Below are 12,026 nucleotides of genomic sequence, written 5' to 3'. Positions count from 1 at the left end.
CCCATTCCCCATTCCCCATTCCCCATTCCCCATTCCCCATTTCTAATGAGCGACGAAATTAAAAAACTAGACAAAAAAGGCTTGCGCGATTTCGGGCTGCTAATTGGCGGCTTGATTGCAGTGCTGTTCGGTTTAGCAGTACCTTTACTGCGGCGGCATTCTCTACCTTGGTGGCCTTGGGCAATCTGCGGGGTGATGGTGCTGCTAGCATTGGTGGCGCCGAAATCGCTTAATCCCGTTTATCACGGGTGGATGCGCTTTGGAATTATTCTTAACAAAATCGAAACGCCGATCGTCCTAGGGATAGTTTTTTACCTGATAGTTTGGCCGATGGGAGTGATCAAAAACATTTTCGGCGAAGATGCCATGCGGCGAAAACTCAATCCTAAAATGGATACTTACCGCGTCCCAAGTAAAGCAAGAACAAAAGTTAGTATGGAGCGTCCTTTCTAAGTGTTTGAATCAACATTAGATTTTCTCAAAGATTTGTGGGCGTTTATGAAAGAACGCCAAAAGTATTGGCTGTTGCCGCTCATTGTGACTTTAGTCTTTTTGGGAGCTTTGATTGTATTGAGTCAGGGTTCTGTGATTGCTCCATTTATTTACACGCTGTTTTGAAATAATGAGCAAGTTGAAAGATTTGGGTGTCAATTTGGGTTTGACACTCGGCGGTTTATTGATGGGGGTGGTAATTGGTGAAATTGGATTGCGAGTGGCTAAAGTTGAGGGCTATCCAAAAATAGGAGATTTCGCAGACTCGGCGCCAACTCGTTTTCACACTTCCGATCAGAATTTGGGCTGGAAGCTGAAACCTGGTGTGTCGGGCGAGTGGAATGGGGAAGGTGCGAGTTTTGTGCAGGTGAATAGCGAGGGTTTGCGCGATCGTGAACATACAAAAGCAAAACCTCCAAATACTTTGCGCGTTGCGGTTTTGGGCGATTCTTTCACCGAAGCAATTCACGTACCTGTCGAACAAACTTTCTGGTCAAAATTGGAACGAAAGTTAGGCAACTGCGAAGCTGTTAAGGGACGGAAAAATGTTGAGGTCATGAATTTCGGGGTGCAGGGCTACGGTACTGCTCAAGCATTGATAATGCTGAGAAAAAAAGTGTGGGATTACAATCCTGATATTGTAATTCTTGCTTTTTTTATTGGCAATGATGTGATTAACAATTCGCCGCAATTGGAATATGACCTTTACCGACCATTTTTTGCTTATGATGCTAGCGGCAAGTTAGTGCCGGATATGTCTTTTCGCAATCGGGCGCCGATCGATCGCAACGAAAGAGCAGTTTCCTTCGTAGACCGAATGCCCAGTTTGATCGTCAACAACTCGCGCATTTTGCAGGTTATTAAAAAAGTAGACTTAGAAAGGAAAAAGCGCGAGTTATCTGAGGATTTTACCGCTTTAAGTACCCAAAACCTCAAGGAACCTCAGAATGCAGCTTGGCAAGAGGCTTGGAGGGTGACAGAGGGTTTGATTGTGACGATGCGGAATGAAGTCGTGCAGAAAAAGGCTGATTTCTTGGTTGTGACGATCGGCGATCCGATGCAAGTTAGACCGGATGCCCCGATGCGAAAAGATTTTATGACAAAGAACAACATTCAGGATTTGTTTTATCCCGATAGGCGGCTGGAAAAATTGGGCGCGCGCGAGGGTTTTCGGGTACTGAATTTATCCGAACAGATCCAAGGTTACACGGAAAAATATCAAGTCTGCGCCCACGGTTTTGAGAATTCTGTACCCTGTGGGGGTCACTGGAATGAACTCGGACACCGGCTGGCCAGTATCCTGATTAACCGAAATTTGTGCCAACAATTGAAGCAGTCTCAACTCCCCAAAAAACAACCGTAATCAGTCAAATTTCATGAAAGATGCAACTGCGCTCGAAAAAGGCAAAAATATATTAATTATAATCGCGGTTAATTTGGCGATCGCCTTTATTTGTCTGGAAGCTTTGTCGCTAGCTTTTTATTTTATCAACCAAAAGCAGTTTTTTTATACCCGAACTAAAGCCAAAGAAAAAGTAGTAGAAGATATTGAAAGGATCGGCATTAGACTTGATGAATCTATCGTAGAAAGACTGCACCCCCTTTTTGGGTATGTGCTAAAACAAGGTGCTTTCACTAATGAAAAATTAAAGTTAAAAGTCAACAAACAGGGTTTTTTTTCCCTCTACGAATATCCGGTTGTGAAAACCAATAAAAATCAAGTTATCATCGGAGTTTTTGGCGGTTCAGTTGCGAATAATTTTGCCGTTGCTGAATACGTAAATCGTCGATTGTCTAACAAATTGAAGACTTATCGAGAATTTGCCAACAAGGAAATTATTGTTTTAAATTTTGGCAACGGAGGCTACAAACAGCCGCAACAATTGTTAATTTTAAATTACTTTTTGGCTTTGGGTCAAGAGTTAGATATAGTCATCAATATTGACGGTTTTAACGAAGTAGCACTGTCAAATTTAAACAACAAAGCCCAAGTTGAAATAGGAATGCCCAGCGTTCAGCACATACAGCCGTTAACAGGTTTAGCGAGCAATAACTTGTCGCCAGAAGTGATGAGTTCCATAGTGAAAATTAACGAAACAAAAAAACAATTGAAAGCAGGTATTGACAAATTGCAAACTTGTCAACTTGCTTTGTGTCACGCTGTCACCTCGCTACAGGTGAAACAATTAGTCAACAATTACCAGCAAGCAGTGCTCAAGTACGATTCGCAAGTTAAACCATCCAACCCAGACACGGCAAATAGCAGTATAGTGTACATTCCCAAAGCTGACTCTGTTTTGCAGGATGCCGCTGCTTTTGACAAAATGGCATCAATGTGGTACCAATCGTCGATCGGGATGAATCAAATTTTATCAAGTAGAAAGATTAAGTATTTTCACTTTATCCAGCCCAACCAGTATTATCCTACTAAGCGAGCGTTTACCGCCAAGGAAAAGGAAATCGCGATTAACACAGAGAGTCCCTACATTGAAGGGGTGAAAAAAGGTTATCCGGTATTGTTGTCTAAAGTCGATGATTTGCAAAAAGCTGGGGTTAATGTTTTTAGCGCAGTGAATATTTTAGATAATACAAAAGAGACGGTTTACAAAGATGCCTGCTGCCACTATAATTCAGTCGGAGACGAAGTATTGGCAAACTATGTTTCTAGTTCAATTATTAAAGTAGTAAGAGAGTCGAAATAAAAGTTTATGAAAGATTTAAAATTCCTCAAAAACGGACAAGAAGTTCTCAAGATAACTTTGATTAACTTAGCGCTTTTACTGGTTTTCCTGGAACTCGGTTCCTTGGGATGGTATTTTGTCAAGCACAAGCAATTTTTCTATACTAGAGAAAAAGTGCAAGATAAGTCGGATTTAGGAATAAATTTAGAAGGAGTGCGGCTGAATCAGTCTATTGTGGAAAGATTTCATCCTTTTTTTGGGTTTATTCAAAAACCCAGCCGCGATTTTCGACCGGGTTTTAAAGTCAATAATTATGGGTTTATTTCTCCTTACGATTACCCTCTCAAAAAAACTAAAAATAATCAGTTTTTTATAGGAGTTTTTGGCGGTTCTGTGGCTTCTGATTATGCAATATTTCAAGTTCAGAATCAAATTTTACCTAAATACCTCAAACAGTTGCCCGGTTTAAAAGATAAAGAATTTGTAATTTTGTCTTTTGCAACGGGAGGCTACAAACAGCCGCAGCAATTATTAATTTTAAACTACTTTTTGGCTTTAGGTCAAGAATTAGATATGGTCGTCAATATAGATGGCTTTAATGAAGTAGCACTTTCTAACTTAAACAATAAAAATCACGTCGATTTGGCGATGCCAAGCATTCAGCATATTTTGCCACTGGCTAACTTCGCGAATAATAGCCTTTCTACTAAGGCTATGGAAGCAACTCTCAGAATTCAAGAAAATAAAACTAGGATTAATCAGGGTTTGGAACGTTTACAAAACTGCTCTTTAGCTGCGTGCGATGCTTTGACTTCTGTTTACGTTCAACATCTAGTAAATAACTATAAAGCAGATGTTCTTAAGTTTGAAGAAGAACAGACTAAACAACAAAAAGATGACAGTAGCAGCGTTATTTATATCAATACTAATAAGGCGGTTTTACCGGATTCAGTAGCTTTTGAAAAAATGGCATGGAATTGGGCAAAAAGTTCAATTTTTATGCACAAAGTGCTGTCAGCTAGTAATGTGCCTTATTTTCATGTTCTTCAGCCTAATCAATATTATCAGACGAAAAGGGTGTTTGGTGAAGCCGAAAAGAAGATTGCTTTTAACAAGGAGACTCCTTATGCTAAATCTGTAGAAATTGGATATCCGGCTCTTTTCAAAAAGTTTCCTAATTTGGAAAAAAATAATATTAATATATTGAATGGTGTAAATGTATTTGATGGGACTAAAGATGCTGTTTATGTAGATAGCTGCTGTCATTACAATAAAGCTGGGGAAGTAATTTTTAGTGATTATGTGGGCCGTTCTATTCTGGAAGCTTTGCGGAAGGAGGAAAGAAAAAAGAAGAATTGATATTATGTCTGGTTGATTCGTTATTGTACAATTTGCGAACTCGTAGGAGCGGGTAAACCTGCCAATATATAACGATAACCAACAATATATAAAAACCCGCCCCACTCACCAATAATTCACATCAACCTGATATTTATATTTAATTCCTAAATGTAGGTGATGATTTATCGTTGGGTGGGGGCGGGTTTTTGAGATTGTTTGTTTCCGGCGATGAGGGTTGGTGAACCCGCCCCTACGGGTATTATGTCGATGGATTAAAATTACATGGTTTTTAGTTTTGGGTTTTTGGCTGGCTGGGGGAGCGATCGCCCGCTGAGTCGATCGGCATTACCAAGACTTTATCAACTCGGTTCCCGTCCATATCGACTACTTCCACGCGCAAACCGTTCCACTCAAAATGCTCGGCTGCTGTGGGAATTTTGCCCAAATTTGTAATCACAAAACCGCCCATTGTGTGGTAACTTCCTTTGTGTTCTGCTGACAATTCTTCGATTCCAAATATCTCAAAAAAATCTTCGACTGCTAGCATTCCGTCTAACAGCCAAGAACCGTCTTCGCGCTGCACGGCTTCCGGCTCGTCAGCATCTTCAATCGAGGGAAAGTCGCCAACGAGTTCGACTAAAATGTCGTTGACTGTAACCAATCCTTGAATGACGCCGTATTCGTCTACTACCAAGGCAATTTGATTGCTAGATTGTTTGAAAAGTTCTAATACTTTTAAACCCCGCGTGCTTTCTGGTACAAATAACGGTCGTCGTAAAGAAGCGCTTAAATCTAGGGGTTGACCAGTTAAAGTCCGAGACAGCATATCAGTAACGTGTACTAAACCGACAACGTTGTCGAGCCCTCCCTGACACACGGGAAACCGAGAATGACCGCTGCCGAGCATTTTTTGGCGGTTTTCTTCCACTGAGTCGTCGAGGTCGAGCCAGGTAAGATCGGGACGCGGGGTCATTAAGGCGCTGACTCGCCGATCGCCCAAACGAAAGACTCTTTCTACCATGTCTTGTTCGGCTTCTTCAAAGGTTCCGGCTTCGGTTCCTTGCTCGATTAAAACTTTAATTTCCTCTTCTGTAACTTGCGGTTCTGTCGAGGGCGATATCCTCATCAGCCGCATCACTAAGTCAGTGGAATGACTTAACAAATAAACCGCAGGAGCGCCAATTTTTGAGAGCATTCGCATGGGAATTGCTACGCTTGAGGCGATCGGCTCCGGGTTGTTGAGCGCTAGCCGCTTCGGCACGAGTTCGCCGATAATTAAAGTCAGATAAGTGATGGTTAAAACTGCTACTACTGAGGCGATCGTCTTAGAGTAGGGCGCGAGGGCAGGAATCAGCCGCAACAAAGGCTCTACCCTTCTAGAAATCGTCGTTTCTCCGAAAGCGCCCGACAGAATGGCCAGCATCGTAATCCCGATTTGAACTGTCGGCAAGAACTGATTGGGGGCATTAGCCAGATCCAAGGCTACGCGGGCATTGGCGGAACCTTGGTTGGCCATCTGTTGCAGTCTCACCTTCCGTACAGAGATGATGGCCATCTCTGACATCACAAACAAGCCATTGAGGAAAATTAGCAGGAGAACAATCAGAATATCGGTACTTGGGGACATTTCTAAAATTTTCGGTAGTAACGGCGAAGCGCTCTGCCCGGTTAGTCGATTTTAGATTTTAGATTTTAGATTTTAGATTGACGACGCCGCCAGTATCTGGGGGATTTCCCTAATGTCTAAAATTCTTCGATCTTCACAACTTGAGTACGTGGCAGGGTATCCGTCTTTGGGTGCAGTCACCAAAAAACTGGGTCTGAAGCCCCGTCCTTATAGGACGGCTTTACATTGAATTAAATCCCCTTTCGGGGTCGGAGAGGGAATTTTATGCAACCTCTCCGATTTTTGGGGAATGGTTGCCCCAAACTCCCATTTCTGGGGTAAAGTTAGCTTCGACAAAGTTATAAAGGCTTGCGCCGGCTAGCAGCACTGTCGAGCGTGACCTTAAGACTGTTTAACCACTAGCGACAGAGCAAGGGACTAGCTTCGCATCAAGCGGGTGTCGTGACCTAAATAACGTAGCTATTTAAAGCTTAGTCTGGTCAGAATGGCCTGTTAGATTTCTCTTTCAAGCCTCACGCCTTTAGGCTGAGGTTTCTGACAGGAGAGGTCTGGAAGCTGCAAATCTCGATCGCAAAATCGAAATTTTTTCTAAACCTGTCACTAGATTAACGGAACTGGCTCGATCGCGATCGCAGGATCGACATATTAAAGCAGAAATCTATCTCCAGTTAAGTTCCAAGGCGTCAACAGCAGAGCGGCACAATCATGAATGTTTGTCGTACAATCTCCTTAACAGGCCAAGGGAAAGAGCCTTCGCCGATCAGGGATTAAAATTAAAAGCGCATGACTTTCTCTTCAATAATTCGTACCCTGGGGCGATCGCCCCTAGCCACAGAACTCCTCAACAAGCTCAAGCGCCATCGCTGCTTGCAACTCAACGGCATCGCCCGGTTGCCCAAAGGTTTAGTAGCTTCCGCCCTCGCACAGCAAGAAGGGCGGAGTTTACTGGTAGTAACGGCCACTCTAGAAGAAGCGGGCCGCTGGGTGGCAGGGCTGGAGGCTATGGGCTGGCAGACTGTGCATTTTTACCCAACTTCGGAGGCTTCGCCCTACGAGCTATCTTACTCCGACGAGAACGAAATGACTTGGGGACAAATGCAGGTGCTGGCGGATTTGGTCGAGAAACAAGAAACAAACGCTAATTCTAAGCCGATCGCGATTGTAGCTACCGAAAGAGCTCTCCAGTCTCACTTGCCGCCGCCTGCTGCTTTTGAACCCTACTGTCTGACGCTGAAGCGAGGTGCGGTTCAAGACTCGAAGATACTTGACCGCCAACTCGTGTCGATGGGGTACGATCGAGTGACTCTGGTAGAAATGGAGGGCCAGTGGAGTCGCCGGGGCGATATTGTCGATGTATTTCCGGTGGCGGCTGAGTTTCCAGTGCGGCTGGAATGGTTTGGGGATGATTTGGAGCAAATTCGGGAGTTTGACCCGTCTTCGCAGCGATCGCTCGATAAGGTCGATCGGTTGGTGTTAACTCCTACTAATTTTAACACAATTATTAAAGCAGTTTTATCTGAAAAAAAGGTTGACGAAATCAACCACATAGGCTCTGTTGACACAGAAAATGAACCCGAAAATGAAGCGGAAAAATTTGTCCGCAGGTTGTTGGGTTTAGCGTTCGAGCAACCTGCATCTTTGTTGGATTATTTGCCAGAAAATACTTTAGTTGTTGTTGACGAACCCCAAGGGTGCGAAGCTCACAGCGACCGCTGGTATGAGAATGCACAGGAACAGTGGAATAATTGCAATCGGGAATCTGTTGTTGCTGGTGAGGCCACAGAAAAATTGCCAATTGCTAATTTGAAAGTTCCGAAAATTCACCGCACTTTTGCTGAATCTATGGCAGATGTCGCAGCTTTCGAGAGGCTAGAACTTTCTGAATTGGCCGAAGATTCTACAGCTAAAAAACTTCAAAGCTCTGCGGAGGGCGACCAGCTACCGTCTGCGATTAATTTGGCTTCTAGACCTGTGCCGGTGATGCCTCACCAATTTGCTAAGTTGTCTCAAATGCTCAGGGAAGAGCGCGATCGGGGTTTTACCATTTTTCTAGTTTCTGCTCAACCGAGTCGTTCTGTTTCTTTGCTGTCGGAACACGACTGTCCGGCTCAGTTTGTGGTGAATCCGCGCGATTATTTGGCGATCGATAAGTTGCAATTGCAGCACGTTCCGGTTGCTTTGAAGTACAGCGGGCTGGCAGAATTGGAAGGGTTTATTCTGCCGACTTTTCGGATTGTTTTAATTACCGATCGGGAATTTTACGGTCAGCATTCTTTGGCTACTTTTAGCTACGTCCGCAAGCGCCGTCGCGCTGCTTCTAAGCAAGTAGACCCGAATAAATTAAGCCCTGGTGATTATGTGGTTCACCGCCAGCACGGAGTGGGCAAATTTATCAAGTTAGAACGTTTGACTATCGATCGGGAAACTCGCGAATATTTATTGATACAATACGCTGACGGTACTCTGAGAGTGGCTGCGGATCAATTGGGGGCTTTGTCCAGATTTCGGACTGTAGGCGATAAAGTACCGGATTTAAACAAGCTGACAGGTCAAACTTGGGAAAAAACTAAAACCAAGGTTCGCAAAGCTGTTAAGAAATTAGCGGTAGATTTGTTGAATCTTTATGCTAAAAGAGCGCAACAAAAAGGTTATGCTTTTCCTCCCGATATGCCTTGGCAACAAGAATTAGAGGATTCTTTTCCTTACCAGCCAACGCCGGATCAGTTGAAGGCAACTCAGGATGTGAAACGCGACATGGAGGGCGATCGACCGATGGATCGCTTGGTCTGCGGCGATGTCGGTTTTGGCAAGACAGAAGTTGCTCTGAGAGCGATTTTTAAGGCGGTTACGGCGGGCAAGCAGGTGGCTTTGCTTGCGCCGACGACGATTTTGACCCAACAGCACTATCACACGCTCTCAGAGCGTTTTTCCCCTTATCCGATCGAAGTTGGTTTGCTCAATCGCTTTCGCACTGAAACCGAGCGCCGGGAGATTCACAAGCGTTTGGCGACTGGGGAATTGGATGTGATTGTCGGTACTCAAGCTGTTTTGAGCAAAGCGATTAAATTTCGCGATTTGGGCTTGTTGGTGGTGGATGAAGAACAGCGGTTTGGGGTTAAGCAAAAGGAAGCGATTAAAGCTCTCAAAACAGAGGTAGATGTTCTGACTTTGACAGCAACGCCGATTCCCCGGACTTTGTATATGTCGCTGTCGGGGATTCGCGAGATGAGTTTGATTGCGACTCCGCCTCCCAGCAGGCGCCCGATTCAGACGCATTTGGCTCCCTATAACCCGGAAGTGGTGCGATCGGCAATTCGTCAAGAATTGGATAGGGGCGGTCAGGTTTTTTACGTGGTGCCACGGATTGAGGGGATTGATGAGTTGGCCGCTCAGTTGCAGGAGATGGTACCGTCTGCCAGAATTGCGATCGCCCACGGTCAAATGGAGGCGTCGGAACTAGAATCAATCATGCTGACTTTCAGTGCGGCGGAGTTTGATATTTTGGTGTGCACGACGATTATTGAGTCGGGTTTGGATATTCCGCGAGTCAATACTATTTTAATTGAAGACGCGCAGAAGTTTGGTTTGGGTCAGCTTTACCAGTTGCGGGGACGGGTGGGACGCGCGGGGATTCAAGCTCATGCTTGGCTGTTTTATCCGAAGCAGAATAAGCTGTCTGATGCTGCAAGGCAGAGGCTGCGGGCAATTCAAGAGTTCGCGCAGTTGGGTTCGGGCTATCAGTTGGCTGTCCGAGATATGGAAATTCGCGGTTCGGGTGATGTTTTGGGTACTGAACAGTCGGGTCAAATGGAGGCGATCGGTTTTGATTTGTATGCTGAAATGTTAGAGGAGGCGATTCGGGAAATTAAGGGTCAGGAAATTCCGAAAGTGGAGGACGCGCAAATTGACCTAACTTTGACGGCGTTTATTCCTGCTGATTACATCGCAGATTTGGATCAAAAGATGAGCGCTTACCGGTCTGTGGCTTCTGCTAATAACTCAGAAGAGTTACAGCAGATTCAGGCTGATTGGTGCGATCGTTATGGGCCAATTCCTCTGCCAGCCCAGCAACTTATCCGTGTGGTCGAACTCAAACAAATCGCTAAAAAAATCGGTTTTTCTCGGATTAAGCCGGAGAATAAGCAGAACATAGTTTTGGAAACAGCTATGGAAGAGCCTGCTTGGAATTTGCTCAAGGCTAATTTGCCGGAACATTTGCGCTCTCGTTTTGTCTACAGCAAGGGGAAGGTTACTATTCGGGGTATGGCGGTTTTGACGGCCCAAAAGCAATTGGATAATTTGATTGATTGGCTGGGTAAAATGCAGGGCGCTTTGCCGGAAGCAAATGTTTGATTTTAATATACACCAATCCTTGCAGGAGTCATAAATTTTTTACCCCACCCCAACCCTCCCCGATGCCTTGGGGAGGGAGTAAGAAATTCACAAATGATGCGAGGATTGCTATATAATCCCCCAATCTAGCGCACCGCCGAAACCACAGAATAATACCGATGGAACCAGAAAAAATATTACTGCTGTTTTCATGATGGTTTTAGCGACAGAAAGGATTAAAATCGTGAAAAAGTTAGTGAGTATTTTTTTGGCGATCGCGCTAATGCAAGGAGTCCCAATGGCGGTTCAATCTCAACAAATAATTGACCCGATAGATCGGGTTGTGAGTGCTGGATTGATGAATAAAGATGCCAGTGGCAATTTTAATGCTGAGGGCCTTGTAAGTCGCGCCGATTTGGCGGTGATTTTAGTGAAAACTTTTGGTTTGGAACGCCGGAAAACCGCTCAGAAACCGGATAGGGAATTGCCGGATGTCCCGAAGAGTTACTGGGCTTACAGTGCGATTCAAACTGCTTTGAAAACGGGAACGATGAGTGGATATCGCGACGGAATGTTTTTCCCAAATCAAAGGGTGACTCGCGCTGAAGCTTTGGCGATTTTTGCTCAAGCTTACGGGGTTTTTCAGTTTCCAGAGCCCAGCATTTCCGAAATTTTAGCTAAGTATCCAGATGCAGGCGAAATTCCTAATTGGGCTAGAAAGTCTATAGCTACTGCACTTTATGAAGGGTTTGTTAATGTTGAGCTCGGAACTAATAAGATTAATCCTTTGAAGCCGATGACTCGCGGGGATATCGCTTACGCTTTGAGCAAGTATTTGGAGCTGCAGGCAAGACCCAGTTCTTTGCCTGTCCCGGACGAGGAGCCTCCTGAGCGCGGCGTGGGAAGGTGAATTATTTTGAATTTTGGATTTTAAATTTTGGATTTTGGATTTAAAAATTATAGCCGTAGGGTGCGTCGCCATCAGCCATCTACTGAGAAACCTAAAAAATCTGATAGCGACGCACCCTACTGTCAACTTGAACCTTCGACCTTGAGATTAAGAGTCACCTGCTCTAACCAACTGAGCTATACTCCCGCATCTAGGCTCATAACATAGCTGATTGATTTTGTCAATACTTTTTCAAATTTAGTGCGATCGCCCTGACTCACCCCAAAAGTCTCTCAACGGAAACGCGAATGTCGGGAAATGCCAGCGGTATCACCCTTCCGGCGTCGATCATGAGCTCTGTCTCAAGCAATCACAACCATTTGAAGGCTGAGAGAAAAATACTTATTCAGAAAAATCGGATGCGGGAGTGTAGGGAAAACTGATACATTGATAGACGTAACTTTAAATAGGGCTTGCTGAATCAGTGAGAAAAGTAAACAGTGTATGGGTTTTCCGACCAAAAAAGTAGTAAGGGTGCAAGAAAAACAGGTATAATCAGTCAAAACCCGTGCATCACCACCTGCGATCGTGTATAGAAAAGCTGAGCTTGCCCCAAGCCCCCCATCCGACTTTGAACTCCCCTTTGAAGGAAGATTGTCAGAAG

General features: G+C 44.6%; 8 protein-coding genes. 7 read left to right on the top strand and 1 reads right to left on the bottom strand.

All coding sequences use genetic code 11. The features are described from left to right. Positions 1-45 precede the first annotated feature (45 nt). Genes QT990_RS28770 through QT990_RS28750 form a run of 5 tightly spaced genes read left to right on the top strand, consistent with a single transcriptional unit; the run spans position 46 to position 4,532 of the window. Positions 46-453: an SxtJ family membrane protein gene (locus QT990_RS28770; protein WP_333409170.1), complete on the top strand. Its 408-nt coding sequence runs from the start codon at positions 46-48 to the stop codon at positions 451-453. Further along, positions 454-618, top strand: a complete 165-nt coding sequence (locus tag QT990_RS28765) for a DUF5989 family protein (protein ID WP_190734603.1) — start codon at positions 454-456, stop codon at positions 616-618. A 4-nt stretch (positions 619-622) separates the two neighbouring features. Next, positions 623-1,855 (top strand): SGNH/GDSL hydrolase family protein, encoded by a 1,233-nt coding sequence (locus QT990_RS28760; protein WP_333466065.1) that lies wholly within the window; start codon positions 623-625, stop codon positions 1,853-1,855. A 13-nt stretch (positions 1,856-1,868) separates the two neighbouring features. After that, entirely contained in the window at positions 1,869-3,194 is a 1,326-nt protein-coding gene (locus QT990_RS28755) for a hypothetical protein (RefSeq protein ID WP_333466064.1), read from the top strand. Between the two features lie 6 nt (positions 3,195-3,200). Continuing rightward, positions 3,201-4,532 carry a hypothetical protein gene (locus QT990_RS28750; protein WP_333146642.1) on the top strand — a complete coding sequence of 444 codons (1,332 nt, stop codon included), beginning with the start codon at positions 3,201-3,203 and terminating at the stop codon, positions 4,530-4,532. A gap of 271 nt (positions 4,533-4,803) precedes the next feature. Here the strand turns inward: QT990_RS28750 and QT990_RS28745 are convergent, their stop codons facing one another. Further along, complete coding sequence (locus QT990_RS28745; RefSeq protein WP_333466063.1) at positions 4,804-6,141, bottom strand: hemolysin family protein; 1,338 nt, start codon at positions 6,139-6,141, stop codon at positions 4,804-4,806. Positions 6,142-6,924: 783 nt separating this feature from the next. On the opposite strand from QT990_RS28745, the gene mfd reads away from it, so the two are divergent. Together mfd and QT990_RS28735 are read left to right on the top strand one after the other, a co-directional pair. Then, a complete protein-coding gene (gene mfd / locus QT990_RS28740) occupies positions 6,925-10,494 on the top strand; it encodes a transcription-repair coupling factor (RefSeq protein ID WP_333466062.1) in 3,570 nt (1,189 codons plus the stop codon). Between the two features lie 235 nt (positions 10,495-10,729). Further along, the gene (locus QT990_RS28735; protein WP_333466061.1) at positions 10,730-11,383 is read left to right on the top strand and encodes an S-layer homology domain-containing protein; all 654 of its coding nucleotides are present in this window, start codon (positions 10,730-10,732) and stop codon (positions 11,381-11,383) included. Positions 11,384-12,026 lie beyond the last annotated feature (643 nt).

The organism is Microcoleus sp. T3_B1 (assembly GCF_036700445.1).
Lineage (GTDB): Bacteria > Cyanobacteriota > Cyanobacteriia > Cyanobacteriales > Microcoleaceae > Microcoleus.
This window is presented reverse-complemented; position numbering and strand designations above follow the sequence as displayed.

Excerpts from the sequence above, each read along its gene's own strand:
- QT990_RS28750 (WP_333146642.1), top strand. The coding sequence starts at position 3,201 with ATGAAAGATTTAAAATTCCTCAAAAACGGACAAGAAGTTCTCAAGATA.
- QT990_RS28770 (WP_333409170.1), top strand. The coding sequence starts at position 46 with ATGAGCGACGAAATTAAAAAACTAGACAAAAAAGGCTTGCGCGATTTC.
- QT990_RS28760 (WP_333466065.1), top strand. The coding sequence starts at position 623 with ATGAGCAAGTTGAAAGATTTGGGTGTCAATTTGGGTTTGACACTCGGC.
- mfd (WP_333466062.1), top strand. The coding sequence starts at position 6,925 with ATGACTTTCTCTTCAATAATTCGTACCCTGGGGCGATCGCCCCTAGCC.
- QT990_RS28755 (WP_333466064.1), top strand. The coding sequence starts at position 1,869 with ATGAAAGATGCAACTGCGCTCGAAAAAGGCAAAAATATATTAATTATA.
- QT990_RS28745 (WP_333466063.1), bottom strand. The coding sequence starts at position 6,141 with ATGTCCCCAAGTACCGATATTCTGATTGTTCTCCTGCTAATTTTCCTC.